Raw genomic sequence first — 24,891 nt, forward strand, 5'->3', positions numbered from 1 at the left:
TTCAGTGGCCCTCCTTCTTGGCATTGGGTTCATCGTCGATGCCCGGATGGAAGGCGTGGGCCGAAGCCTCGACCTGCGCGCGCAGCGCGGCGGCGCGGGCGCGGCGCTTTTCGGTGCCCTTGCGCAGCAGCGCGTAGAACACCGGCGTCAGGAAGATGCCGAAGAAGGTCACGCCCAGCATGCCGGCGAACACGGCGATGCCCATCGCGCGGCGCATCTCGCTGCCGGCACCGCTGCCCAGGATCAGCGGCAGCACGCCGGCGCAGAAGGCGATGGAGGTCATCAGGATGGGGCGCAGCCGCAGGCGGCAGGCCTCGATGACGGCGTCGGTGACCGACTTGCCGCGCTCCTCCAGCTCCTTGGCGAACTCGACGATCAGGATGGCGTTCTTGCACGCGAGGCCCACCAGCACGACCAGCGCCACCTGCGTGAAGATGTTCAGGTCCCCTGACTGCATGAACGGCGGGAAATGCGAGATCCACACGCCGAACAGCGCCGACAGAATGCACATCGGCACGATCAGGATGATGGCCAGCGGCAGGCTCCAGCTCTCGTACTGCGCAGCCAGCACCAGCACCACCAGCACGACCGAGAACAGCAGCACGGCCGCCAGCGTCGGGATCTTCAGCGTCGTGCCGGGCACGGCGACATCGCGGGTCAGGCGGTCCTGGTAGCTGAGGTCGGTGAACTCGTAGCCGAAGCCGCGGGGCAGCGACTTGAGCAGGTTCTCGATCTCGGCCTCGGCCTGGCCCGACGAGAAGCCGGGGTTGGGCGCGCCGTTGATGTCTGCAGCCGGGAAGCCGTTGTAGCGCGTCACGCGCGTCGGGCCGAAGGTGGGCTCGACCGTCATGAGTGAGCCCAGCGGCACCATCTCGCCGGCGCCGTTGCGCGTCTTGAGCTGGGTGATGTCCTCGGCCTTGGCGCGGAAGGGCGCGTCGGCCTGCACGATCACCTGGTAGGTCTTGCCGAACTTGGTGAAGTCGTTGACGTAGAGCGAGCCGAGGTTGATCTGCAGCGTGTCGTAGATGGACGCGAGCGGCACGCCGATCTGCTTGGCCTTGGTGCGGTCCACGTTGGCGAACAGCTGCGGCACGTTGATGTCGTAGTTGGAGTAGGGCGTGCCGATGCTGGTCTTGGGGTTGGCGTAGACCTGGCCCAGCGTGCCCCACACCGCGCCGTACAAGGCCTGTTCGCCCTGGCTGCTGCGGTCCTGCACCTGGATCTTGAAGCCGCCCGCGATGCCCAGGCCGTCCACCGGCGGCGGCGGCACGACGAACATGCGCGCGCCCTGGATCTGCTGGATGGCGCCGTTGACCTGGCCGAGGATGGCTTCCTTGCTCAGGTCACGCGAGGTGCGCTTGTCGAAGTCGGCCAGGCCGAAGAAGACGATGCCTTCGTTGGGCGCGGCCGAGAAGCCGGCACCCGACAGGCCGGGGAAAGCCACCGAGTCGACGATGCCCGGCACCTTCAGCGCGATGGCGCTCATCTCGCGGATGACTGCCTCGGTGCGGTCCAGGCTGGCACCGGCGGGCAGCTGGGCGATGCCGATCAGGTATTGCTTGTCCGGCGCCGGCACGAAGCCGCTGGGGATGCGCGAGAACAGCAGCGCCGTGGCGCCCAGCAGCAGCGCATAGACGACCAGCGCTGCCGACTTGCGGCGCAGCAGTCCGGTGACGCCGCGGCCATAAGCCTCCGAGCGGCGGTGGAAGAAGCGGTTGAACCAGTGGAAGAAGCGGCCGAACACCTTGTCCATGCCGCGCGTCAGCGCGTCCTTGGGCGCGTCGTGCGGGCGCAGCAGGATGGCGGCGAGCGCCGGCGACAGCGTCAGCGAGTTGAAGGCCGAGATCACCGTCGAGATGGCGATGGTGACGGCGAACTGCTTGTAGAACTGGCCCGACAGGCCCGGCACCAGCGTCAGCGGGATGAACACGGCGCACAGCACCAGCGCGATGGCGATGATGGGGCCCGAGACCTCCTGCATCGCCTTGATCGTCGCGGCGCGCGGTGTGAGACCGTCCTGGATGTTGCGCTCGACGTTCTCGACGACCACGATGGCGTCGTCCACGACGATGCCGATGGCCAGCACGAGGCCGAACAGCGTCAGCGTGTTGATGGAGAAGCCCAGCAGCAGCAGCACCGAGAACGTGCCGACGATGGACACCGGCACGGCCACCAGCGGGATGATGGAGGCGCGCCAGGTCTGCAGGAAGATGATGACGACGAGCACGACCAGGCCGACGGCCTCGAACAGCGTGCTGACCACCTTGCTGATGGACGTCTGCACGAAGCGCGTGGGGTCGTAGACGATGGCGTAGTCCACACCCGCCGGGAAGCTGGGCTTGAGGCGCTCCATCGTTGCGCGCACGTTCTCCGAGATGGCCAGCGCGTTGGAGCCCGGCGCCTGGAAGATGGCGATGGCCGCGGCCTCCTTGTTGTTCAGCAGGCTGCGCAGCGCGTAGGTGTTGGCGCTGATCTCGACGCGGCCCACGTCGCGCAGGCGCACCATGGCGCCGGTGCGGGGCTCGGCGCGCACGATGATGTTGGCGAACTCCTCCTCGGTCGTGAGGCGGCCCTGGGTGTTGATGGCCAGCTCGAACTCCGTGCCCTTGGGCGCGGGCGACGCGCCGACGACGCCGGCCGCGACCTGCGAGTTCTGCTCGCGGATGGCGCCGACGACATCGGCGGCCGTCATGTTGCGGGCGGCCAGCTTCTGCGGGTCCAGCCAGATGCGCATCGCGTAGTCGCCGGCGCCGAAGGTCTGCACCGAGCCCATGCCGGGCACGCGCAGCAGGTCGTCGCGCACGTTGAGCGACCCGTAGTTGCGCAGGTAGAGCGCGTCGCGCGAGTTGTCCGGGCTGACCAGGTGGACCACCATGGTCAGGTTGGGGCTGCTCTTCTCGGTCGTCACGCCGATGGTGCGCACGATGTCGGGCAGGCGCGGCAACGCACGGTTGATGCGGTTCTGCACCGCCGTCTCGGCGGCTTCGGGGTTGGTGCCGATCTTGAACGTGACCGTCAGGCTCATGCCGCCGTCACCGGTGGCCTGGCTGTCGAAATACAGCACGTTCTCCAGGCCGTTGATCTGCTCTTCCAGCGGCGCAGCCACCGTCTCGGAGATCACGCGCGGGTTGGCGCCGGGGTACTGGGCGCGCACGACGACCTGCGGCGGCGCGACCTCGGGGTACTCGGAGATCGGCAGCAGCGGAATGGCCAGCGCGCCGATCAGGAAGATGAAGAGGGACAACACGGTCGCGAAACGCGGCCGGTCGATGAAGAAGCGTGAGATGTCCATGACAGCGGCCGCCTGGGTTTACTTGGAGGCGGCGGGAGCCGGGGCGGCAGCCGGGATCGGCATGCCCTTGTCGTCCACCTTCAGCACCTGCGGCGTGACCGGTGCACCCGGCATGGCGCGCTGCACGCCGTCGACGATGACCAGCTCGCCAGGCTTGATGCCGTCCACGACACGCATGCCGTCGAACAGCGCGCCCGGCGTCACCGGGCGCGGTTGCACGATGTTGTTGGCGCCGACGATGAAGACGACCTTGCGGGTCTGGTCGGTGTTGATGGCGCGGTCGGGCACGACGACGCCGGTGTAGCTGGCGCTGCCGCCGAGCTTGATGCGCGCGTACAGGCCGGGCGTGAATTGACCCCCCTTGTTGTCGAATACGGCGCGGGCGCGGATGGACGCGGTGGCCGGGTTCAGGCGGTTGTCGACGAAGTCCAGCTTGCCGGTGTGCGGGTAGCCCTGCTCGTTGGACAGGCCCATCTGCACGATGACGTCGGCCGGCTTGGCGGCGCGCATGTACTTGAGATAAGCCGCCTCGCTGGCGTCGAAGTAGGCGTGGACACGGTCGCTGGAGACCAGCGTCGTCAGCACGGCGTCGCCGACACCGACGAGGTTGCCCGGCGTGACGTTGGCACGCGAGGTGCGGCCGCTGACGGGCGCCGTCACGTTGGCGAACTCAACGTTGAGGCGGGCCTGCACTAGCGCGGCCTCGGCGCCCTTCTGATTGGCCTCCGCGCTGCGCAGCGCGGAGCGCAGCTGGTCGATCTCCTGCTGGCTGACGGCATTGACGCTGACCAGCTTCTCCGAGCGGCCCAGGTCGGTGCGGGCCAGGTCGGCCTGCGTCTTCAGCGCGGCGATCTGCGCCTCGGCGCGGGCCACCTCGGCGCGGAAGGCGCGCGTGTCGATGGTGAACAGCGGATCACCCTTGCGCACCAACTGGCCTTCCTTGAAACGCACGGCTTCCACGGTGCCGGCGACGCGGGAGCGCACCTCGACGGTGTCCGGCGCCTCCAGGCGGGCGGTGAACTCGTCGAACTCCTGGATCTGGCGCTGCGTGGCCGGCGCCACCGACACCGGCGGCGGGCCACCGGCCCCACCCGGGCCGCCGGCGCCGTCCGACTTCTGGCCGCAGGCGGCGAGCAGGACAAGGAGGGGGGTCAGGGTCAGCGCCAGGCTGGTCTTGGTCATGGGGGGCTCCGAATGCAAGCGGGCGACTGTAAGCAAATCACATGAACTGATGTAACCCCCAACAGAAAGCCCGTAGAACCTGCTGACAAGACTTGGCAACAGCCGGGAACCGTGACCAAAAACGAAAAAGCCGCCGGAACGCGGCGGCCTGGTGCGTAACGCGCCAAATCAATGCACGCCGTGCATCCATTTCTTCATCAAGGGCGTCATGGCCATCAGCACGACACCGGCGGCGATGGGGATGATCGTGAAGATCAGGAAGAAGGCGGACATCGAATAGGTCGTGGAGATGTGGTCGATGTACGACCCGGTCGAGCCGGCGATCTTGTTGGCGATGGCCGAGTTCAGGAACCAGACGCCAAACATCAGGCCCAGCAGGCGCGCCGGCGCCAGCTTGGAGATGTAGCTCAAGCCGACCGGCGACAGGCACAGCTCACCCATGGTGTGGAAGAGGTAGGCCAGCGTCAGGAACATCATGCTGACCTGGGCCGTCTTGGCGCCCTGGGGAATGCCGGCCGAGCCATAGGACAGCACCGCAAAGCCCAGGCCCAGCAGCACCAGGCCGACGCCGAACTTGACCGGGCCGGACGGGTTCCACTTCTCCTCCCACATCTTGGAGAACATCGGCGCCAGCACGACGATGAAGAAGCTGTTCAGCACGCCGAACCAGGTGGCCGGCACCTCGCTCTGCTCCATCGCGAACTCGCGGCCCAGCATCCACAGGCACAGGCCCCAGATGATGGCGAAAGCGACGGCCAGCGACAGGTTGGCCAGCGCGTACTGGCCGCCCGTGGAGCGGTAGAGCCGGAACAGCAGCCACGACAGGATGGCCGCCGGGATCAGCGTCATCGCGGTGTTGATGATCTTGAAGATGAGGCCGCTGGTGCCGGTCAGCGTGCGGTCGGTGTAGTCGGCCGCGAAGATGGTCATGGACCCGCCGGCCTGCTCGAACGCGAACCAGAAGAAGATCGTGAAGAAGGAAAACACGAAGATCGCCTTCAATCGGTCGGCCACGACATGCTTGGGCGTGTCGTCCAGCGCCTCGCGGGCGCTTTTGGCAGCGGCGTCGATCTTGTCACCAATGGCGCCGAACAGCCCCTGGCTGAGCCAGAACTGCAGCGCGCCGAGGATCATGAAGATGCCGGCCAGGCCGAAGCCGAGGTTCCAGGACACCTTCTCACCGATGTAGCCGCACAGCGAGATGCCGAAGAAGGCGCCGGCGTTCACGCCCATGTAGAACAGCGTGTAGCCACCGTCCCGGGCGCCTTCGTTGTCCTTGCCGTAGAGCTGGCCGACGATGGCCGAGATGTTGGGCTTGAACAGGCCGGTGCCGATGACGATCAGCCCGAGGCCGATGTAGAAGCTGGTCGTCGTCTCCATGAAGAGCGCGACATGGCCGGCCGCGATGACGAAGCCGCCCAGCAGCACCGAGCGCCGCGTGCCCAGCAGCCGGTCGGCGATGTAGCCACCCAGGATGGGCGTCAGGTAGACGAACAGCGTGTACCAGCCGTACAGGCTCAACGCCTCCTCGCGGCTCCAGCCCCAGCCGCCCTTGCTGGCTTCTGCAATGAGGAACAGCACGAGCAGCGCCCGCATGCCGTAGTAGGAGAAGCGCTCCCACATCTCCGTGAAGAAGAGGACGAAGAGCTGGTTGGGCTGGCCGAGGATGGCGGTGCGGTGGGTCGCGGCAGCGTCGGCCGCGGCAGAGGGGGTAGTCACGTCGTTCGTTCCAGGTGGGCCCGGTAGGGCGGGCGAGGCGGGCGATAACCCGCAGCACAGGGCCGGGATTGTCCGGCCCTGGAATGCAGTTTCCGGACCCGCCGGCCTTCGGGATTGCCCTGGGATCGCGCCTCAGGGCGCGGCGGCCACCCGGCCCGCGCCGGCGCCGGCAACCAAGGGCTCGCGCTCCGGCAGGATGTAGACCAGGCTGGCACCCTGGCCCAGCGTCGGCAGCACCACCGCGTCGAAGAAGGCCGGGTCGACGACGACGCAGCCGAGCGTGATGCGGTGATCCTGCGCATTGACCGAAGCCAGGCGCTCCGGGCGGCGCTCCTGCGCCGGGGCGGGGCGCAGGCGGTGGATGGCGAGGTTGGCGTCGTAGTCGAACCAGACGACACGCTCGCCACTCAGATTGCGGCCCGGCATGGCCTCGAAGCGGCCGGCCGGCGTCACGCGCTCATGCGCGGCCAGCGCCGACGGCGCCTTGCCGCGCGCGCTGGCGGGCTCGGTGTCACCGGGCGTCAGGCCCAGCAGCGCGGGCGTGCGGCCGACGAGGCGGCCGTCGGCGGCGTAGACGGACAGCGTGGCACGCCGCTTGTCGACGATGGCGAAGGGGCGGCCGTCCTGCGCGTCATGCGCCACCGGGCGGGACGCGACCTCGGCTGCCGCCGGCGCCATTGAGATGACGCCCCAAGTTGTAACGATGCCAACGACGCCGGTCCTGATCCGGCCTGCCCAACTGCTGCCCACTTGCTGCCCCGCTGTCCCCGGGCGGCGCAACCTCGCGCCAGCCTGGCGGGCAGTCTAGAAAGGCAGGCCTGCGGCGCACAGCCGAGGACTTCACGGTTTTGCGTCGTTACCTTTTGGGGTAGACGTTTGCGCCAGCAGTCGCGGCGCGCCAGCGGCGGGAAAGAAGGCAGTCAGCGACTGCTGCTCGGGCAACACGTAGACGATGCCACGCTGCCGGCCGATATGCGGCCACACGGTGGCGTCGAAGAAGGCCACGGGCACGTTGATGCAGCCCCAGCTGATGCGGTTGTCCTTCGCCGTGGGCGTGGCCAGCCGCTCCAGGCGACGCTCGGCGGGGTTGGTGGCGCGCACGCGGTGCATGGAGACGGCGGCGTCGTAGTCCACCCAGACGACGTCGTCGCCCAGCGTGTTGCGCCCCGGCTCGGCAGCGAATCGGCCGGCCGGCGTCGTGCGCTCGTGCGGCTTGATGTCCTCGATGGCCTTGCTGCCAACGCCGGCCACCGTGTGGTCGCCGGCGGCATAGCCCAGCAGGACGGGGCTGGCGCCCATCAGGCGGCCGCTGGCGGCGAACACATAGAGGTTGGCGCGCCGCTTGTCGACGATGGCGAAGGGCCGGTCGCCGTTGTCGGCTGCGCGAACGGCCCAGGCAGCAACCTGCGTCACATCGGCCGGCGCACGTTCCGCGCCCAGGTCCAGCCGGCGCTCAATGACCGGCGCTGGCCTCGGTGCAGGCGCGGCAGCCACCGGCCCGGACAGCGACGGTGCCCGATGACGGTCGCCGTAGATGAAATAGAGAACGCCCAGGGCGATGGCAGCCAGCAGCACGCCTTGCCCCAAGCCGGAGAGGACATCGCGCCGCGCGCTTTCCGCAGCGTCGATGTCCTGGTGCTCACCGAAACGCATGGTCAGTCAGCGCGGGCGGGCTTGCGGTCGGCCGCTCAGTTGCGGTCGGCGCGGGGGGCCGGCTCGTAGGCGCTGGCTTCAGGCGCAGGCGTGACCGACGTGTTGTTGTCCATCGTCGCCGTGGTGCTTTGAGGCGCCTGCGAGTTGGCGTCGCTAGACATCGGGGCCGGGGTGGTGCTGTCGACGGCCGGCGGCGTGGTGGTGGCAGCCTGCTGCGTCGTCGTGGCGGCGCTGTTGTCGGTCAACGGCACGGCGTTCGGGTTGGCGGGCGTCTGCTCGCTGGGCATGGGGCTGACGGCGGGCGTCGGCTCGGTGGCTTGCTGGGCCTCTTCGGACTGGGCCCAGGCCAGGCCGATGCCGGACACGAGGAGGGCGGCGGTCAGGGTGGTGGTGGCGGTCTTGATGGCGGACATGATGAACTCCTTTGGTGGGGGGACCGGCATTTCCACCGGCTGAATCCACTCTAAGTTCCTGCCACGCCCATGAGGGTCGGCCTGCCGCCAAACGGGCTGTAGGAGGCGCGGCCACGTGGATGCGTGCGGTTACGCCCGACAGCGGCTGCTGACATTCGCGACGCGCTGCTTGCAGTCAGAGCGAAAAGTCGTAGTCGATCGTCAGCGGTGCGTGGTCGCTGAACAGCTGGCCCGTATAAATGGCCTCAGTCCTGGCCAGCGCCGCGACGCCGGGCGTGGCCAGGTGGTAGTCCAGCCGCCACCCGACGTTGTTGGCGCGCGCGGCGCCACGGTTGCTCCACCAGGTGTATTGCTCGGCCTTGTCGTTCAGCGTGCGAAACACATCCACCAGCCCGGCGCCTTCTGCCGTGTCAAACAGCCGCGTCAGCCACGCCCGCTCCTCGGGCAGGAAGCCGCTGTTCTTCTGGTTGCTGCGCCAGTTCTTGAGGTCGATTTCCTTGTGCGCGATGTTCACGTCGGCCACGAGGATGAACTCGCGCTCCGCCTTCAAGGCCTGCAGGTGCGGGTACAGCGCGGCCAGGAACCGGTACTTGACCTGCTGGCGCTCCTCGCCGCTGGTACCGCTGGGGAAGTAGACGCTGATGAGGCTGAGCTTGCGGCCGGGTTTGTCGAAACGCTTCTCGACGTAGCGTCCCTCGCAGTCGAATTCCGCAATCCCCAGGCCGGTGACGAGGTCGCTCGGCTCCTCCTTCGTGTACAGGCCGACGCCGGAATAGCCCTTCTTCTCGGCGTAGTGGAAGTGGCCCGCGAGCTTGTCGCAATGGCGGAACTTGGCCTCCACCACATCCGCCTGCGCCTTCAGCTCCTGCACGCCGACCGCGTCGGCCTGCTGCCGGTCCAGCCAGTCGAAGAAGCCCTTGCTGGCGGCGGAACGGACGCCGTTGAGGTTGGCGGTGATGAAGCGCATGGAGGAGATGGGCCGGGGAACTGGTGCTCTTCAGTATCGCAGTGCAGCAAACGCACAACAGCCGGCGCCACTGTCATCGTGAAACTGTCACGGGATCTTTACTATCCCGTAGCAATCAAGAGGCATCACAAATGCCCACGCTCGCCTCCTCCCCCGTCTTCACCGCCCAACCCGAGGATTTCTCATGCCGATGCAACGCATTTCTCCGACCCTGCTCGCGCTAGCGCTGGCCGCAGCCTTTCCGATGCAGGCCGCCGTGGCCCAGAACGCGCCGGCACCCGAAGCCAAGAAGGATGTCAGCCAGCTGGAGGCCGTCATCGTGACCGGCAGCCGCCGGGCGGAGAACCTGAAGGACGTCGCGCTGTCCATCTCGGCCATCAAGTCCGAGGAGCTGGACACCTACAACGCGGCCGGCCAGGACATCCGCGCGCTGTCCGGCAAGGTGCCCAGTCTGAACATCGAGTCCGACTACGGACGCACCTTCCCGCGCTTCTACATCCGCGGCCTGGGCAACACCGACTTCGACATGAACGCCTCCCAGCCGGTGGGCCTAGTCTACGACGACGTGGTGCAGGAGAGCATTGCGCTGAAGGGCTTCCCGGTCTTCGACATGGCGCAGGTGGAACTGCTGCGCGGCCCGCAGGGCACCCTCTTCGGCCGCAACTCGCCGGCCGGCGTCATGAAGTTCGACTCCGCCCGCCCGACCAAACGCCTGGAGGGCTACGCCAACCTCGGCTTCGGCCGCTGGAACGCCGCCAACCTGGAGGCCGCCGTCAACGTCCCGGTCAACAGCGACCTGCAATTGCGCGTGGCCGGCATCGTGCAGCGCCAGGACGACCGCGTGCACAACCCCATGGCCAACACGCTGGGTGCGACCGCCGACCTGGAGGGCTACAACGACAAGGCCGTGCGCGTGCAGGCGCTCTACACCAACAGCGGCTTTGAGGGTCTTTTCAAGGTCCAGGCCCGCGACTTCAAGGGCACGGCGACCACCTTCCGCGCCAACATCATCAAGAAGGGCACGAACGACTTCGTCGACGGCTACGACGACGCCTACTACCCCACCGACGGCTACAACTCGCAGACGCTGAAGTCCAGCGAGGTCAGCGCCCGCCTGCGCTGGGACTTCAACGGCGTCTCGCTGTACTCCATCACGTCGCACGCCCGCGCCAAGTTCTACAGCCGCGGTGACGTGGACGGCGGCTTCGGCGCGCCCTACGCGCCGCCGTCGGGCCCCAACTACGGCAGCCAGCTCGCCAACATCCCGTTCGACGCCCAGACTGCGGACGGCATCCCCACGCTGCGCCAGACGACGCAGGAGGTCCGCCTGCAGTCCAACAGCGGCGACCCGATGCAATGGATCATGGGCCTGTACTACTTCAACGAAGAGCTGCAGGTCGACAGCTTCAACTTCGACAGCTTCAACGCCGGCGACACGCAGAACGGCTATGCCGTGCAGAACCAGGACGCCAAGTCCTGGGCCGCGTTCGGCAACGTCAAGTACGCCATCACGCCGGCCCTCAAGCTCACCGCCGGCCTGCGCTACACGAACGACAAGAAGGACTTCACCGCGTCGCGCACGCAGACGCCTTTCGGTGGCAACAACGTCGGCCCGCTGACGACCAACCCCAAGTCCACGAACTGGAGCTGGGACCTGGGCGCCAACTACAGCGTCGACAAGGCCCTTACGCTGTTCACCCGCGTCGCCACCGGCTACCGCGCACCGTCCATCCAGGGCCGCGTGCTGTTCGGCGACACGATCTCGGTGGCCAACTCCGAGAAGGTGCTGTCGGTCGAGGCGGGCTTCAAGGCCGACCTGCTCGACAACACCGCGCGCATCAGCGGCACGGTGTTCAAGTACCGCGTCAAGGACATGCAGCTCACCGCCGGCAGCGGCAGCGTCAACCAGAACCGCCTGGTCAACGCCGCCAAGGCCGAGGGCCAGGGCTTTGAGATCGATGCACAGGCCATCATTGCGCGCGACTGGCGCACGACGCTGGGCTTCTCGTACAACGACACCCAGATCAAGGACGCCAACCTGTTTGCTGCGCCCTGTGGCGCGCCCTGCACGGTGCTCGACCCGGCGGGCTCGCTGCCCGGTACCGTCAGCATCAACGGCAACCCGCTGCCGCGCGCGCCCAAGGTCGTCTGGAACTGGACGCTGAAGTACAGCACCGAGATCGCCGGCGGCGAGCTGAGCGTGCTGACCGACTGGGCGTTCAAGGACAAGTACAACATGTTCCTGTACGAGGCCGTCGAGTACCGCGCCAAGTCGGCGCTGGAAGGCGGCCTGCGCGTCGGCTACGCCTGGGACAACGGCAAGTACGAGGTGGCCGCGTTCTCGCGCAACATCACCGACCACCGTCAGGTCGTCGCCGCCATCGACTTCAACAACCTGACCGGCATCGTCAACGAGCCGCGCAGCTACGGGGTGCAGTTCAAGGCAAGTTTCTAGTCCTTGCGGGATGGACCTGACCGTGTACCCACGGGCAGGTCCGTCCCCAACTGATCAAGCGGGTTGAGTGCGGGACAGACCAGGCCATGTACTCATGGACTGCTCTGTCCTCACCTGACTCAGCGGGTTCATTGCGGGATGGACCTGCCTGTGTACTCACGGGCAGCTCCGTCCCCAACTGATTCAGCGGGTTCTTCGCGGAACCCAAATGAATCCGCTGAATTCAGCCCCGGTGTAAACCGTCACAGGCCCGGCCCGTTCTAGGGGTCGGGCCTGTTTTTTTGACCCATAGAATCTTTGTCACATGTCTAGCGCCGCTGCCGACCCTCTCGCCCAGTCCTTTGTCACCTTCGCCGTCGAGGCCGGCGTGCTGCGCTTCGGCGAGTTCAAGACCAAGGCCGGCCGGCTCAGCCCGTATTTCTTCAACGCCGGCCTGTTCGACGACGGCGCCAAGCTGGGCCGCCTGGCCGACTTCTATGCCGAGCGGCTGATCGCGTCGGGTCTTGCCTTCGACATGATCTTCGGCCCCGCTTACAAGGGCATCACGCTCGCGGCGGCCGTGTCCATGGAGCTGGCGCGGCGCGGCCGTAACGTGCCGTTCGCCTACAACCGCAAGGAAGCCAAGGACCACGGCGAGGGCGGCACGCTCGTCGGCGCGCCGGTCAAGGGTCGGGTCTTGATCATCGACGACGTCATCTCTGCGGGCACGTCGGTGCGCGAATCCATCCAGATGATCGAGGCCGCCGGCGCCACGCCTTGCGCAGTGGCCATCGCGCTCGACCGCCAGGAGAAGGCCGCCGAGGGCGGCGTCGACAGCCCGCAGTCCGCCGTGCAGCAGGTGCAGCAGCGCTACGGCCTGCCGGTCGTCGCGGTGGCAGGTCTTGCCGACCTGCTCGCCTATCTCGACGGCGCGCCCGAGCTGGCCACCCACCGCCCGGCCGTGCTGGCCTACCGCGAACGCTACGGGGTGTGATGCGCGTTCTGCTCGTCGCTGGCTGCCTGCTCGCTTGCACCGCCTGGGCCCAGGAGGCCAAGCCGGGCAAGGGCATCTACACCTGCACGACGGCGGACGGCCGCAAGCTGACGGGCGACCGCCCCATTCCCGAATGCACGGCGCGCGAGCAGCGCATCCTGAATCCCGACGGCTCCCAGCGCGCGACTTTGCCGCCCTTCCTCAGCCCCGAGGAGCGCGCCGCCAAGGAGGCCGCCGACCGCCGCGCGGCCGCCGAGCGCATTGCCCAGCAGGACGCCATCCGCCGCGACCGCACGCTGATGCAGCGCTACCCCACAGAGGCGGTGCACCAGCGCGCGCGCAACAGCGCGCTGGACGATGCCAACAAGGCCCTGCGCATTTCAGAGCGCCGTATCAAGGACCTCGGGCAAGAGCGCAAGCCACTGCTTGACGAAGCCGAGTTCTACAAGGGCAGGCCGCTGCCAGGCAAGCTCAAGCAGGCGCTGGACGCCAACGACGCCGGCGTCGAGGCCCAGGAGGTGCTCATCGAGAACCAGAAGGCCGAGATCGTGCGCATCAACGCGCGCTTCGACGCCGAGCTGGCGCGGCTGCGCAAGCTCTGGGGCGGCGCGACACCGGGCTCGATGCCGCCTCTGAACGAGCTGCCCAAGTCGACACCGGCGACGACGCCCAAGCACTGAGGCCTTTTTTCAGTCTCAGGTTTGCCCTCGGTTCTAGCCGAGCTTTTTCTTCAGCAGTTCGTTGACCAAGGCCGGGTTGGCCTTGCCCTTGGTTGCCTTCATTGCCTGACCGACCAGCGCGTTGAACGCCTTGTCCTTGCCGGCGCGGTACTCGTCGACGGACTTCTGGTTGGCGGCCAGCACCTCGTCGAGGATGGCCTCGATGGCGCCGGTGTCGCTGACCTGCTTCAGGCCCCTGGCTTCAATGACCGCATCGACATCGGTCGCCTCGCCAGACCACAGCGCCTCGAACACCTGTCGGGCCGCGTTGTTCGAGATCGTGCCGTCGGTGATGCGGGCAATCAGCTGGCCGAGTAGCACAGGGCCAACCGGCGCCGCATCGATCTGGCCGTCTTCCGCGTTCAACCGACGCGATATCTCACCCATCACCCAGTTCGCCACCAGCTTGGGTGCCGCACCCGCAGCCTTGGCGGCCTCGTAGTAGCGCGCCGTCGCCAGGCTCTGCGTCATCATCGTCGCGTCGTAGGCCGGCAGACCGTCCACGCTCTCGAAGCGCGCCGCCATCACGCGCGGCAGCTCGGGCATCTCGCTGCGCACCCGCTCCACCCATTCCGGCGCGATGACCAGCGGCGGCAGGTCGGGGTCGGGGAAATAGCGGTAGTCGGCCGAGTCTTCCTTGCTGCGCATCGCCCGGGTCTCGCCGGTGTCCGGGTTGAACAGGATCGTCGCCTGCTGGATCTTGCGGCCGTCCTCGATCTCGTCGATCTGCCAGTTGACCTCGTACTCCACCGCCTGCAACAGGAAGCGGAAGCTGTTGAGGTTCTTGATCTCGCGGCGCGTGCCATAGGGCTCGCCAGGCTTGCGCACCGACACGTTGACGTCGCAGCGGAACGAGCCTTCCTGCATGTTGCCGTCGCAGATACCCAGCCACATCACCAGCGCATGCAGCGTCTTGGCGTACTCGGCGGCCTCGGCGCCCGAGCGCATGTCGGGCTCGGAGACGATCTCCAGCAGCGGCGTGCCGGCGCGGTTCAGGTCGATGCCGGACTGGCCGTGGTAGTCCTCGTGCAGGCTCTTGCCGGCGTCTTCTTCCAGGTGGGCGCGGGTCAGATTGACCTTGTGCTTCACGTCGCCGACGAAGAACTCGACCGAGCCGCCCTGCACGACGGGGATCTCGAACTGGCTGATCTGGTAGCCCTTGGGCAGGTCCGGGTAGAAGTAGTTCTTGCGGGCGAAGATGGACAGCGGCGCGACCTTGGCGCCCACGGCCAGGCCGAAGCGGATGGCGCGCTCGACGGCGGCGCGGTTCAGCACCGGCAGCGTGCCGGGCAACGCCAGATCCACAGGCGAGGCCTGCGTGTTGGGCGCGGCGCCAAAGGCGGTCGAGCTGCCGCTGAAGATCTTGCTCTGCGTGGAGAGTTGGACGTGGTTTTCGAGGCCGATGACGACCTCATAACCGCGAATGAGCTTGGATGTCGTGGGCATGGTCAGATTCCTGCGGGCGCGGCCAGGTGCCAGTCGGTCGCCTGCTGGAGGGCGTGCGCCGCGTGCAACAGCTGGCCCTCCTTGAAGTAGTTGCCGATCAGCTGCAGGCCGACCGGCATGCCGCCTTCGCCCGTGCCCACCGGCACGCTCATGCCGGGCAGGCCAGCCAGCGAGCCGGGCAGCGTGAAGATGTCGGCGAGGTAGGCCTGGGTCGGGTTGTCCTTGCCTTCGCCATGCTTCCAGGCGACGGTGGGCGCCACCGGGCCGGCGATCAGGTCGCAGGCGCCGAAGCACTGCTGGAAGTCGTCCGCGATCATGCGGCGCAGCTTCTGCGCCTGCAGGTAGTAGGCGTCGTAGTAGCCATGGCTCAGCACGTAACTGCCGATCATGATGCGGCGCTTCACCTCGGGGCCAAACCCCTCGGCGCGCGTCTTCTTGTACATGTCCAGCAGGTCGTCGTACTGGGCCACGCGGTGGCCAAACTTGACGCCGTCGAAGCGGCTCAGGTTGGAGCTGGCCTCGGCCGGGGCAATGATGTAGTACACCGGAATGGCCAGTTCGGTGCGGGGCAAGCTGACGTCCACCAGCGTGGCACCCAGCTTCTCCAGCTCGGCCAGACCCGCGCGCACGGCGGCGTTCACATCCGCCGTCAGGCCGGCCGGGAAGAACTCCTTGGGCAGGCCGATGCGCAGGCCCTTCAGCGGTTGAGCAGCCGTCGCACCGTCGCGGGCCGCCAGCATTTGCGCATGAAAGTCCTGCGGCGGCTGCTGCACGCTGGTCGCGTCGCGCTCGTCAAAGCCGCTCATGGCCGACAGCAGCAGCGCGCAGTCCTCGGCTGAGCGGGCCATCGGGCCGGCCTGGTCCAGGCTGGAGGCGAAGGCGATCATCCCGTAGCGCGAGCAGACGCCGTAGGTGGGCTTGATCCCCGTGATACCGGTGAAGCTGGCCGGCTGGCGGATGGAGCCGCCGGTGTCGGTGCCGGTGGTGCCAGGCACCAGGCGCGCGGCCACGGCCACCGCCGAGCCGCCGGACGAGCCGCCCGGCACGCGCGTCACGTCCCAGGGGTTGTGCGCCGGGCCGTAGGCGCTGTTCTCGTTGGCCGAGCCCATCGCGAACTCGTCGCAGTTCAGCTTGCCCAAGGAGACCGTGCCAGCTGCGTTGAGCTTGGCGACGACGGTGGCATCGAAGGGGCTGCGGTAGCCGGCCAGCATCTTGGAGCCGGCCGTCGTCGGCATGTCGGCCGTGACGTAGATGTCCTTGTGGGCGATGGGAACACCGGCCAGCGGGCCGGCGTTGCCCGCAGCGATCAGCTCGTCGGCCTTCGCAGCACGGACCAGCGCGCCGTCGGTGTCGACGTGCAGGAAAGCGCCCAGCGACTCGTGGGCGGTGATGCGCGACAGCAGCGCCTGCGTCGCTTCGCGGCTGGACAGCGCGCGGCTCTTCAGGGCGGCGGCCAGCTCGGCCACGCCCATGTCGTGAACGGGCTTCATTCGATGACCTTGGGAACGAGGAAAAGGCCGTCCTCGACGGCCGGGGCGCTGCGCTGGTTCAGCTCGCGCTGGTTGCTCTCGGTGACGGCGTCCTCGCGCAGTCGCAGGGCCACCTCCTGCACGGCCGACAGCGGCGTGTACAGCGGCTCGACGCCGGCGGTGTCGACGGCACTCATCTGGCCGACGATGGCGAAGAAGTCGTTCAGGTTGCCGAGCAGCGCCTCGGACTCCGCGGGTTGCAGTTCCAGCCGGGCCAGGTGGGCGATGCGGCTCACGTCGTCAGGGGTGAGGCTCATGAAGGGTTTTCAGATGTAAGCCCAAGGCCAGAAAAGCCAGTGCTGGCGGGCCTCGGAACGGGGTGTTCAGTTATTATCGCCGTCCATCTTCATGGCCTTCGGGGCTGCCCCTTCAGCGACTGATTTCGTCGCCGTCCGGGCGGCCTCGCTGCTTTAAGCACACCCCATTTCCAGAGCCGCGCCCCGTCGGCGAGGCTCCTTCCGCGCCCACCCATGTTCGCCTCCCTGCGCCGCTATTTCTCCACCGACCTCGCCATCGACCTCGGCACCGCCAACACCCTGATCTACGTGCGTGGCAAGGGCATCGTCCTCGACGAGCCCTCGGTGGTCTCCATCCGCCACGAAGGCGGCCCCAACGGCAAGAAGACCATCCAGGCCGTCGGCCGCGAGGCCAAGGCCATGCTGGGCAAGGTGCCCGGCAACATCGAGGCGATCCGCCCGATGAAGGACGGCGTCATTGCCGATTTCGTCGTGACCGAACAGATGATCAAGCAGTTCATCAAGATGGTCCACGACAGCAAGACCTTCAAGCCCAGCCCGCGCATCATCATCTGCGTGCCCTGCGGCTCCACGCAGGTCGAGAAGCGCGCCATCCGTGACGCGGCGCTGGGCGCCGGTGCCAGCGAGGTCTACCTGATCGAGGAACCCATGGCCGCCGCCATCGGTGCCGGCCTGCCGGTGTCCGAGGCTTCGGGCTCCATGGTGGTCGACATCGGCGGCGGCACGACCGAAGTCGGCGTCATCTCGCTGGGCGGCATGGTCTACAAGGGCTCGGTCCGCGTCGGCGGCGACAAGTTCGACGAATCCATCATCAACTACATCCGCCGCAACTACGGCATGCTGATCGGCGAGCAGACCGCCGAGGCCATCAAGAAGAACATCGGCAGCGCCTTCCCGGGCTCCGAGGTCAAGGAGATGGAGGTCAAGGGCCGCAACCTCGCCGAGGGCGTGCCGCGCAGCTTCACGATCTCGTCCAACGAGATCCTGGAAGCGCTGACCGACCCGCTCAACCAGATCGTCTCCGCCGTGAAGAACGCGCTGGAGCAGACCCCTCCCGAGCTGGGCGCCGACATCGCCGAGCGCGGCATGATGCTGACCGGCGGCGGCGCGCTGCTGCGTGACCTGGACCGCCTGCTGAGCGAGGAAACCGGCCTGCCGGTGCTGGTTGCCGAAGACCCGCTGACCTGCGTCGTGCGCGGTTGCGGCATGGCGCTGGAGCGCATGGAGCGCCTGGGTTCCATCTTCACGTCCGATTAATCCCGCCAGAGCGCCAGGCGCGCAATGCCCCTCGGCACCTTAGACCGCTCCCCCCCGCCGTTCTTCCAACAGGGTCCGTCGGCGCTGAGCAAGCTCGCGCTGTGCTCGGCGCTGGCGCTGCTGCTGATGGTGGCGGATGCCCGCTTCCAGCTGATGCAGCCGGCCCGCGCCGCGCTGGCACTGGTGCTGCAGCCGGTGCAGCGCCTGCTGCTGACGCCGGTGGACGCCTGGGAGACGGCCGGCGACTACCTGCGCGGCACCAAGCGCGCGATGGCGGCGGAAGACCAGGCCAAGCGCCAGCTCAGCGCGCAGGCCGAGCGCCTGTCGCGCGCCGAGGCGCTGCAGGCCGAGAACGACCGCCTGCGCAAGCTGCTGGAGCTGCGCCCCGCGCTGACGGTGCCGTCCACCCCGGCCGAGGTGCTGTTCGAGGCGCCGGACCCGTTCTCGCGCCGCGTCGTCATCGACCGTGGCGCGACGCACGGCATCGCACGGGGCTCGCCCGTCATCAACGAGGCCGGCGTGCTGGGTCAGGTGACGCGGGTCTATCCGCTGTCCAGCGAGGTCACGCTGCTGACCGACAAGGACGCCGCCATTCCGCTGCTCAACGCACGCACCCAGATGCGCAACGCCGCCGCCGGCCGCCCGGACGGCAGCGGCATGGAACTGCGCTTCCTGGCCGCGAACTCCGACATCAAGGTGGGCGACCTGATGACGACATCGGGCCTGGACGGCGTCTACCCGCCGGGGCTGCCGGTGGCCCGGGTCGCGGTCGTCGAGCGGCGCGGCGACTCCAGCTTCGCCCAGGTGCAGCTGGCGCCCATCGCGCAGCCGGACAGCGCCCGCCATGTGCTGGTGCTGCAGCCGATGGACCGGCATGACGCGGTGAAGCAGGAGGCCGAGATGGCCGCCGCCGCAGAGGCGGCCTCGGCCGCAGAAGCGAAGGCCAGCGCCCGTACCGCCAAGAAGGAAGAACGGGCGGCAAAAGCCGCCGCCAAGGCCTCGGGAGCCGCGCCATGATCATGCCGCGCGCCGCCGAGAAGCTGCTGCTGCCGGCCAACCCCTGGTTCATCGCCTTCACGCTGATCGTCGCGCTGATGATCGACATGGTGCCGGTCGGCCGGGCTGCGGCGATGCCGGATGTGCTGGCCGTCGTGCTGGTGTTCTGGGGCGTGCACCAGCCGCGCCGCGTCGGCGTGCTGTGGGCCTTCGTGTTCGGCCTGCTCATCGATGTACATGACGGCGCGCTGCTGGGCCAGCATGCGCTGGCCTACAGCGCCCTGAGCTTCGGCGCGATCATGCTGCACCGCCGTCTGACCTGGTTCTCGCTGGGCGCGCAGGCTGTCCAGGTCTTGCCGTTGTTCTTCGCCGCGCATGTGCTGGCGCTGGTGGTGCGCATGATGGTGGGCGGCATGTGGCCGGGCTGGGGCATGCTGCTGGCGCCGGTGTTCGAGGCCGCGCTGTGGCCGGTCGCCAGCGTGTTGCTGCTGGCCCCGCAGCGCCGTGCGCCAGACCGCGACGCGCATCGACCGCTTTAAATGGTCGTCCTCAAGAACCTCCACCAGGAGCTGGCGCGCTTCCGGCTGCGCGTGCTGGCCGCGGTCGCCTTCGTGCTGTTCTGCTTCGGGCTGCTGGTGGCGCGGCTGGTGTGGCTGCAGGTCATCCAGTACGACAGCTTCGCCGAGCGGGCCGAGTCCAACCGCATCGCCATCGTGCCCATCGTGCCCAACCGCGGCCTCATCAAGGACCGCAACGGCGTCGTGCTGGCCAGCAACTACTCGGCCTACACGCTGGAGATCAACCCGGAGAAAGTCGCCGATGTCGATGCCACCATCGAGGCGCTGAACGAGGTCATCGAGATCCAGGCCCGCGACCGGCGCCGCTTCAAGCGCCTGCTGGAGGAGGCCAAGCACACCGACTCGCTGCCCATCCGCACCAAGCTGACGGACGAGGAGGTGGCCCGCTTCACAGCGCAGCGCTTCCGCTTCCCCGGCGTGGAGATCAAGGCGCGGCTGTTCCGCTCCTACCCGCTGGGCGAGGTGGGCGCCCACCTGATCGGCTACATCGGCCGCATCAACCAGGCCGAGAAGAAGGCCATGGACGAGTGGGAGGAGGAGGACCTCGCCAACTACCGCGGCACCGAGTACATCGGCAAGCTGGGCCTGGAGCAGGCCTACGAGAAGGAGCTGCACGGCATCACCGGCTTCGAGCAGGTCGAGACCAGCGCCGGCGGCCGCGCCGTGCGCCGGCTGGACCACCGCCCGCCCACGCCCGGCAACACGCTGAACCTGTCCGTCGACATCAAGCTGCAGGCGCTGGTGGAAAAGCTGTTCGGCGAGCGGCGCGGCGCGCTGGTGGCCATCGACCCGCGCAACGGCGAGGTGCTGGCCTTCGTCTCCAAGCCCACCTTCGACCCCAACCTCTTCGTCGACGGCATCGACGCCGACTCCTGGCGCGACCTCAACGAGGACATCGACAAGCCGCTGCTGAACCGCGCGCTGCGCGGCACCTACCCGCCCGGCTCCACCTTCAAGCCGCTGATGGCCATGGCCGCTTTGAACAGCGGCAAACGCGCGGCCGGCACGGTGATCATGGACAACCTGGTCTACAACTTCGGCGGCCGCAGCTTCGGCAGCCCCGAGGCCGACCGGCCCGGCCCCAAGGACATGCGCCTGGCCATCGTCGGCTCGTCCAATGTCTACTTCTACAGCCTGGCCAACGAGATGGGCGTGGACCTGATCCACGACGAGCTGGCGCCCTTTGGCCTGGGCCGCAAGACCGAGATCGACGTGCAGGGCGAAGTCGCCGGCGTGCTGCCGTCGCAGGAGTGGAAGCGCAACTACTTCCGCAGGAGCCCGGCGAACCAGAAGTGGTTCCCCGGCGAGACCATCTCGCTGGGCATCGGCCAGGGCTACAACAGTTTCACAATGCTGCAGCTGGCCAACGCTTATGCGACCGTCGCCTCCGGCGGCCAGCGCTACAAGCCGCGTCTCGTGCGCGAGATCGAGGATGTCGTGCGCCACGAGCAACGCCGCGTCGCCAGCGATGCGCTGACGCCGCTGCCGCTGCGGCCCGCCGATGTCGACGTGATCCGCAACGCGATGGGCGGCGTGACGCTGGAGGGCACGTCGCGCCAGGTCTTCATGGGCGCAACCTACACCAGCGGCGGCAAGACCGGCACGGCCCAGGCCGTCGGCCTGCGCGCCGGCGAGCGCTACAGCGCCATCAAGGCCGACGAGCGCAAGCGCGACCATTCGCTCTATGTCGCCTTCGCGCCGGTGGACCAGCCCACCGTGGCGCTGGCCGTCATCGTCGAGAACGCCGGCTGGGGTTCCGCCGCCGCCGCGCCGATCGCGCGCCGCGTGTTCGACTACCTGTTGGCCGGCACCTACCCCAGCGAGGAAGACATTGCCAAGACGCAGCTGGGCCAGACCTACGCGCCCATCGGCACGCCGCGCCGCGCGGCCGACGTACCGCTCCTACCCACTGCCGCTGCATCTGCTGCATCCGCCGCCTCAGCCGCTTCTGCGCCAGCCTCCGGAGCCTCGCGATGACCGTCATCGAACGACCGCCGCTGATGAACCGCCTGAAGCCCTGGCTCAGCGGCTTCGACATCCCGATGCTGCTGGCCATCCTGTGGCTGTGCGCCTGGGGCCTGCTGTGCATGTATTCGGCCGGTTATGACCACGGCACGCGCTTCGTCGACCATGCGCGCAACATGGCGCTCGGCCTGGGCCTGATGTACATCGTCTCGCGGGTGCCGCCGCAGACGCTGATGGCCATGGCCGTGCCGCTGTACACGCTGGGCATCGCGCTGCTCATCGCCACCGCGCTGTTCGGCGTCACGAAGAAGGGCGCCACCCGCTGGCTCAGCATCGGCATCACGCAGATCCAGCCTTCCGAGCTGCTCAAGCTCGCCACGCCACTGATGCTGGCCTGGTGGTTCCAGAAGCGCGAGGGGCTGCTGCGCTGGCCGGACTTCGTCGCCGCCTTCGCGCTGCTGCTGCTGCCCTTCTTCCTGATCGCCAAGCAGCCCGACCTCGGCACCAGCCTGCTGGTGCTCGCCGCCGGCTTGTACGTGATCTTCTTCGCCGGGCTGCCGTGGAAGCTCATCGTCCCCGCCGTCGTGCTGGCCGCCGCAGGTGTGGTGGCCTTGGTGGCCAGCGAGGATGCGATCTGCCAGCCGGACGTGACCTGGCCGCTGCTCAAGCCCTACCAGAAGACCCGCGTCTGCACGCTGCTCGACCCCACCAAGGACCCGCTCGGCAAGGGGTTCCACATCATCCAGGGCGAAATCGCCATCGGCTCCGGCGGCCTGACCGGCAAGGGCTTCATGCAGGGCACGCAGACCCACCTGGAGTTCATCCCCGAGCGCACCACCGACTTCATCTTCGCGGCCTTCGGCGAGGAGTTCGGCTTCATGGGCGCCCTGGCCCTGCTGGCAGGCTTCACGGCGCTGATCCTGCGCGGCCTGGCCATCGCCGCCGATGCGCCGACGCTGTTCGCGCGGCTGATGGCCGGCGCGGTGACGCTGTCTTTCTTCACCTACGTCTTCGTCAACATGGGCATGGTCAGCGGCATCCTGCCCGTCGTCGGCGTGCCGTTGCCCTTCGTCAGCTACGGCGGCACGGCAATGGTGACGCTGGGCTTGTCGCTCGGCCTGCTGCTGTCGATCGCGCGGGTCAAGAAGATCGTCAAGACCTGACGCTCATTCAGCAGCGTCCGCCTCGGCCACGACCACTGCCCCGGCCGCAAACCGGATCGTGAACCGCGCCCCCGGCCCCTGGCCATCGGGCAGCTCGCCACCCGCCGCCCGGCGCAGCCGCGTGTCGTCAAGTGTCAGTTCGGCGTCGTGCTGCTGGACGATCTCCCTGACGATGGCCAGGCCCAGGCCCGAGCCCTCCACGCCGCTGCCCAGCGAGCGGTAGAACGGCTGGAACACCTTCTCCCGCTCCGCCGGCGCGATGCCTGGCCCCGTGTCCTCCACCTGCAGCACGACGACCTGGCCGAACGGGTCCTCCACGACCCGCACCGTCACCATGCCGCCGGCCGGCGTGTAGAGCAGCGCGTTGTCGACGAGGTTGCGGATCAGCTCGCCGATCAGCACCGGCTGGCCCTGCACGCGCAGCCGGCCGTCCTCCGGCAGCACGCCGTCGTAGCCCAGGTCGATGCGCCGCTCCAGCGCGCGCGGCACGAAGTCGCGCACCGTGTCGACGGCGATCTCGGCCAGGTTGACCGGCTCGCGCCGCATGGCCTGCTCGGCGTCCTCGGCGCGCGCCATCGACAGCAGCTGGTTGACCATGTGGGCCGCCCGCTCGCTGGCCCGGGCGATCTGCGCGAGCGATCGCTTCAGCTCCTCGGGCGACGCCCGGCCGGCGTCGATCTCGCGCTGGATCAGCTCGGCCTGCGTGCGCAGCCCCGCCAGCGGTGTCTTCAGCTGGTGAGCCGCATCGGCGAGGAAATGCTTCTGCCGGCTCATCGACGAGTCCAGCCGCGCCAGCAGGTCGTTGATGGCCTGCACCAGCGGCGCCACCTCGTCGGGCACGCGCTGCTCATCGATGGGGGACAGGTCCGAACTGTCGCGCGAGCGGATGCGCCGCTGCAGCTCGTTCAGCGGCGCGATGCCGCGCGCCAGAGCCAGCCAGACCAGCAGCACCGCCAGCGGCAGGATGACGAACTGCGGCAGGATGACGCCCTTGATGATCTCGTTGGTCAGCCGCGTGCGCTTGCCCAGCGTCTCGGCCACCTGCACGAGCATGGTCTTGGCCGGCCCGGCCTGACCCTCGGGCGCGACCCACAGATAGGCCACGCGCACCGTGTCCGCGCCGACCTCGTCGTCGCGGAAATGCAGCTCCCAAGGCACGACGGGCGCGTCCTCGGTCGGCACCGGCAAGCCGGCGTCGCCGCTGAGCAGCTCGCCGCGCAGGCCCAGCACCTGGTAGTAGACCGTGTCCGACGCATCCACACGCAGCAGCGCCGCCGCCTCGGGCGCCAGCGCATAGCGGTCCCGCCCCTTGGCGGGCGCATCCACCGCGCTGACCTGCTGCCCCAGGCTGCGCGCCATCTCGCCCAGTTCCCGGTCATAGGGCTGGCCCGCGATGCCCTGCGCCACCAGCCAGGTCAGCGCCACGCTGATCGGCCAGATCAGCAGTAGCGGGGCGAGCATCCAGTCGAGGATCTCGCCGAACAGCGAGCCCTGTTGCGGGCTGGCGCCGTCCTTATTGGGCATTTAAGAGGCGATCTTTTCCAGGCAGTAGCCCAGGCCGCGCACCGTCGCGATGCGGATCGGCCCCTGCTCGATCTTCTTGCGCAGCCGGTGGATGTAGACCTCGATCGCGTTGTTCGAGACCTCCTCGCCCCACTCGCACAACCGCTCGACGAGCTGGTCCTTGCTGACCAGCCGCCCCGCCCGCTGCAGCAGCACTTCCAGCAGCGACAGCTCGCGCGCCGACAGTTCCAGCATCTGGTCATTGATGTAGGCCACGCGGCCGGTGGCATCGAACGTGAGCGGCCCATGCTTGATGACGCTGCTGGCCGTGCCCAGGCCGCGCCGCGTCAGCGCCCGCACGCGCGCCTCCAGCTCCTGCAGCGAGAACGGCTTGGCCATGTAGTCGTCCGCGCCCAGGTCCAGGCCCTTGACGCGCTGCTCCACGCTGTCGGCCGCCGTCAGGATCAGCACCGGCATCGTCGCGCCGCGGGCGCGCAGCTTGCGCAGCACCTCCAGCCCGTGCAGGCGCGGCAGGCCGAGGTCGAGGATCACGAGATCGAACTCATGCGTCGCCAGCGCGGAGTCGGCCTCCGTGCCGCTGCTGACACGGTCCACCGCATAGCCCGACGCGCGCAAGGCACGCAACAGGCCATCGGCCAGCACTTGGTCGTCTTCGGCAATCAGGATGCGCATGGTTCTTTTGTCTCCGCCACCGATGTTATGTGTTGGTCGAGTGGCTCATCTGTTGAGCTACCGACCGCCTAGCATGCTCATCAATCCTGGGGACAAACCACTGTACAAACATACAGATTGCCCCATAATTC

The 24,891-nt window shown here is 68.1% G+C and carries 20 protein-coding genes; 8 read left to right on the forward strand and 12 right to left on the reverse strand.

All coding sequences use genetic code 11. The features are described 5' to 3' along the window. Position 1: 1 nt before the first annotated feature. From ACG00Y_RS17760 to ACG00Y_RS17790, 7 genes are all read right to left on the reverse strand, one after another. The gene (locus tag ACG00Y_RS17760; RefSeq protein WP_394481090.1) at positions 2 to 3,292 is read right to left on the reverse strand and encodes an efflux RND transporter permease subunit; all 3,291 of its coding nucleotides are present in this window, start codon (positions 3,290 to 3,292) and stop codon (positions 2 to 4) included. Positions 3,293 to 3,310: 18 nt separating this feature from the next. After that, complete coding sequence (locus tag ACG00Y_RS17765; protein WP_394481092.1) at positions 3,311 to 4,474, reverse strand: efflux RND transporter periplasmic adaptor subunit; 1,164 nt, start codon at positions 4,472 to 4,474, stop codon at positions 3,311 to 3,313. A gap of 168 nt (positions 4,475 to 4,642) precedes the next feature. After that, positions 4,643 to 6,193 carry a peptide MFS transporter gene (locus tag ACG00Y_RS17770; RefSeq protein WP_394481094.1) on the reverse strand — a complete coding sequence of 517 codons (1,551 nt, stop codon included), beginning with the start codon at positions 6,191 to 6,193 and terminating at the stop codon, positions 4,643 to 4,645. A gap of 132 nt (positions 6,194 to 6,325) precedes the next feature. Then, entirely contained in the window at positions 6,326 to 6,871 is a 546-nt protein-coding gene (locus tag ACG00Y_RS17775) for a L,D-transpeptidase (RefSeq protein ID WP_394481096.1), read from the reverse strand. A 162-nt stretch (positions 6,872 to 7,033) separates the two neighbouring features. After that, positions 7,034 to 7,846: a hypothetical protein gene (locus ACG00Y_RS17780; protein WP_394481098.1), complete on the reverse strand. Its 813-nt coding sequence runs from the start codon at positions 7,844 to 7,846 to the stop codon at positions 7,034 to 7,036. Between the two features lie 35 nt (positions 7,847 to 7,881). Beyond that, positions 7,882 to 8,259: a RodZ family helix-turn-helix domain-containing protein gene (locus tag ACG00Y_RS17785; protein ID WP_394481100.1), complete on the reverse strand. Its 378-nt coding sequence runs from the start codon at positions 8,257 to 8,259 to the stop codon at positions 7,882 to 7,884. A 175-nt stretch (positions 8,260 to 8,434) separates the two neighbouring features. Beyond that, the gene (locus ACG00Y_RS17790) at positions 8,435 to 9,226 is read right to left on the reverse strand and encodes an exodeoxyribonuclease III (protein ID WP_394481102.1); all 792 of its coding nucleotides are present in this window, start codon (positions 9,224 to 9,226) and stop codon (positions 8,435 to 8,437) included. 184 nt (positions 9,227 to 9,410) lie between these two features. On the opposite strand from ACG00Y_RS17790, the gene ACG00Y_RS17795 reads away from it, so the two are divergent. The 3 genes from ACG00Y_RS17795 (at position 9,411) to ACG00Y_RS17805 (ending at position 13,334) form a co-directional block, all read left to right on the forward strand. After that, the gene (locus ACG00Y_RS17795) at positions 9,411 to 11,681 is read left to right on the forward strand and encodes a TonB-dependent receptor (protein ID WP_394481104.1); all 2,271 of its coding nucleotides are present in this window, start codon (positions 9,411 to 9,413) and stop codon (positions 11,679 to 11,681) included. Positions 11,682 to 11,985: 304 nt separating this feature from the next. Next, the gene (gene pyrE / locus ACG00Y_RS17800) at positions 11,986 to 12,654 is read left to right on the forward strand and encodes an orotate phosphoribosyltransferase (RefSeq protein ID WP_394481106.1); all 669 of its coding nucleotides are present in this window, start codon (positions 11,986 to 11,988) and stop codon (positions 12,652 to 12,654) included. Beyond that, entirely contained in the window at positions 12,654 to 13,334 is a 681-nt protein-coding gene (locus ACG00Y_RS17805) for a hypothetical protein (protein WP_394481108.1), read from the forward strand. The genes pyrE and ACG00Y_RS17805 overlap by 1 nt, the downstream gene beginning before the upstream one ends. Positions 13,335 to 13,367: 33 nt before the next feature. Here ACG00Y_RS17805 and gatB read toward each other — a convergent pair whose 3' ends face one another. The 3 genes from gatB to gatC are packed head-to-tail and all read right to left on the reverse strand — an operon-like array spanning position 13,368 to position 16,605. Further along, positions 13,368 to 14,819: an Asp-tRNA(Asn)/Glu-tRNA(Gln) amidotransferase subunit GatB gene (gene gatB / locus ACG00Y_RS17810; protein WP_394481109.1), complete on the reverse strand. Its 1,452-nt coding sequence runs from the start codon at positions 14,817 to 14,819 to the stop codon at positions 13,368 to 13,370. A 2-nt stretch (positions 14,820 to 14,821) separates the two neighbouring features. Further along, positions 14,822 to 16,309: an Asp-tRNA(Asn)/Glu-tRNA(Gln) amidotransferase subunit GatA gene (gene gatA / locus ACG00Y_RS17815; RefSeq protein ID WP_394481111.1), complete on the reverse strand. Its 1,488-nt coding sequence runs from the start codon at positions 16,307 to 16,309 to the stop codon at positions 14,822 to 14,824. Continuing rightward, positions 16,306 to 16,605: an Asp-tRNA(Asn)/Glu-tRNA(Gln) amidotransferase subunit GatC gene (gene gatC / locus ACG00Y_RS17820; RefSeq protein ID WP_394481113.1), complete on the reverse strand. Its 300-nt coding sequence runs from the start codon at positions 16,603 to 16,605 to the stop codon at positions 16,306 to 16,308. The genes gatA and gatC overlap by 4 nt, the downstream gene beginning before the upstream one ends. Positions 16,606 to 16,818: 213 nt before the next feature. Here gatC and ACG00Y_RS17825 point away from each other — a divergent pair, with 213 nt between their 5' ends. Genes ACG00Y_RS17825 through rodA form a run of 5 tightly spaced genes read left to right on the forward strand, consistent with a single transcriptional unit; the run spans position 16,819 to position 22,564 of the window. Further along, a complete protein-coding gene (locus ACG00Y_RS17825) occupies positions 16,819 to 17,862 on the forward strand; it encodes a rod shape-determining protein (RefSeq protein ID WP_394481115.1) in 1,044 nt (347 codons plus the stop codon). A 24-nt stretch (positions 17,863 to 17,886) separates the two neighbouring features. Next, positions 17,887 to 18,879 (forward strand): rod shape-determining protein MreC, encoded by a 993-nt coding sequence (gene mreC / locus ACG00Y_RS17830; RefSeq protein WP_394481117.1) that lies wholly within the window; start codon positions 17,887 to 17,889, stop codon positions 18,877 to 18,879. Next, positions 18,876 to 19,397: a rod shape-determining protein MreD gene (gene mreD / locus ACG00Y_RS17835; RefSeq protein ID WP_394481119.1), complete on the forward strand. Its 522-nt coding sequence runs from the start codon at positions 18,876 to 18,878 to the stop codon at positions 19,395 to 19,397. Before mreC ends, mreD begins: the two co-directional genes overlap by 4 nt. Then, a complete protein-coding gene (gene mrdA, locus ACG00Y_RS17840) occupies positions 19,398 to 21,413 on the forward strand; it encodes a penicillin-binding protein 2 (RefSeq protein ID WP_394481121.1) in 2,016 nt (671 codons plus the stop codon). Next, positions 21,410 to 22,564 carry a rod shape-determining protein RodA gene (rodA, locus tag ACG00Y_RS17845; RefSeq protein ID WP_394481123.1) on the forward strand — a complete coding sequence of 385 codons (1,155 nt, stop codon included), beginning with the start codon at positions 21,410 to 21,412 and terminating at the stop codon, positions 22,562 to 22,564. The genes mrdA and rodA overlap by 4 nt, the downstream gene beginning before the upstream one ends. A 3-nt stretch (positions 22,565 to 22,567) precedes the next feature. On the opposite strand, the gene ACG00Y_RS17850 is transcribed toward rodA, so the two are convergent. Then, positions 22,568 to 24,088: a sensor histidine kinase gene (locus tag ACG00Y_RS17850; RefSeq protein WP_394481125.1), complete on the reverse strand. Its 1,521-nt coding sequence runs from the start codon at positions 24,086 to 24,088 to the stop codon at positions 22,568 to 22,570. Continuing rightward, positions 24,089 to 24,760, reverse strand: a complete 672-nt coding sequence (locus ACG00Y_RS17855; RefSeq protein ID WP_394481127.1) for a response regulator — start codon at positions 24,758 to 24,760, stop codon at positions 24,089 to 24,091. It lies immediately after the preceding gene. Positions 24,761 to 24,891 lie beyond the last annotated feature (131 nt).

The sequence above is a fragment of the Pelomonas parva genome (genome assembly GCF_043555835.1).
In the GTDB taxonomy this organism is placed as follows: domain Bacteria; phylum Pseudomonadota; class Gammaproteobacteria; order Burkholderiales; family Burkholderiaceae_C; genus Pelomonas; species Pelomonas parva.

What these genes read in the sequence shown, in the direction of transcription:
- ACG00Y_RS17760 (WP_394481090.1), bottom strand. Translation starts at nt 3,292, where the DNA reads ATGGACATCTCACGCTTCTTCATCGACCGGCCGCGTTTCGCGACCGTG.
- ACG00Y_RS17765 (WP_394481092.1), bottom strand. Translation starts at nt 4,474, where the DNA reads ATGACCAAGACCAGCCTGGCGCTGACCCTGACCCCCCTCCTTGTCCTG.
- ACG00Y_RS17775 (WP_394481096.1), bottom strand. Translation starts at nt 6,871, where the DNA reads ATGGCGCCGGCGGCAGCCGAGGTCGCGTCCCGCCCGGTGGCGCATGAC.
- ACG00Y_RS17780 (WP_394481098.1), bottom strand. Translation starts at nt 7,846, where the DNA reads ATGCGTTTCGGTGAGCACCAGGACATCGACGCTGCGGAAAGCGCGCGG.
- ACG00Y_RS17785 (WP_394481100.1), bottom strand. Translation starts at nt 8,259, where the DNA reads ATGTCCGCCATCAAGACCGCCACCACCACCCTGACCGCCGCCCTCCTC.
- ACG00Y_RS17790 (WP_394481102.1), bottom strand. Translation starts at nt 9,226, where the DNA reads ATGCGCTTCATCACCGCCAACCTCAACGGCGTCCGTTCCGCCGCCAGC.
- ACG00Y_RS17795 (WP_394481104.1), top strand. Translation starts at nt 9,411, where the DNA reads ATGCCGATGCAACGCATTTCTCCGACCCTGCTCGCGCTAGCGCTGGCC.
- pyrE (WP_394481106.1), top strand. Translation starts at nt 11,986, where the DNA reads ATGTCTAGCGCCGCTGCCGACCCTCTCGCCCAGTCCTTTGTCACCTTC.
- ACG00Y_RS17805 (WP_394481108.1), top strand. Translation starts at nt 12,654, where the DNA reads ATGCGCGTTCTGCTCGTCGCTGGCTGCCTGCTCGCTTGCACCGCCTGG.
- gatB (WP_394481109.1), bottom strand. Translation starts at nt 14,819, where the DNA reads ATGCCCACGACATCCAAGCTCATTCGCGGTTATGAGGTCGTCATCGGC.
- gatA (WP_394481111.1), bottom strand. Translation starts at nt 16,309, where the DNA reads ATGAAGCCCGTTCACGACATGGGCGTGGCCGAGCTGGCCGCCGCCCTG.
- gatC (WP_394481113.1), bottom strand. Translation starts at nt 16,605, where the DNA reads ATGAGCCTCACCCCTGACGACGTGAGCCGCATCGCCCACCTGGCCCGG.
- ACG00Y_RS17825 (WP_394481115.1), top strand. Translation starts at nt 16,819, where the DNA reads ATGTTCGCCTCCCTGCGCCGCTATTTCTCCACCGACCTCGCCATCGAC.
- mreC (WP_394481117.1), top strand. Translation starts at nt 17,887, where the DNA reads ATGCCCCTCGGCACCTTAGACCGCTCCCCCCCGCCGTTCTTCCAACAG.
- mreD (WP_394481119.1), top strand. Translation starts at nt 18,876, where the DNA reads ATGATCATGCCGCGCGCCGCCGAGAAGCTGCTGCTGCCGGCCAACCCC.
- mrdA (WP_394481121.1), top strand. Translation starts at nt 19,398, where the DNA reads ATGGTCGTCCTCAAGAACCTCCACCAGGAGCTGGCGCGCTTCCGGCTG.
- rodA (WP_394481123.1), top strand. Translation starts at nt 21,410, where the DNA reads ATGACCGTCATCGAACGACCGCCGCTGATGAACCGCCTGAAGCCCTGG.
- ACG00Y_RS17850 (WP_394481125.1), bottom strand. Translation starts at nt 24,088, where the DNA reads ATGCCCAATAAGGACGGCGCCAGCCCGCAACAGGGCTCGCTGTTCGGC.
- ACG00Y_RS17855 (WP_394481127.1), bottom strand. Translation starts at nt 24,760, where the DNA reads ATGCGCATCCTGATTGCCGAAGACGACCAAGTGCTGGCCGATGGCCTG.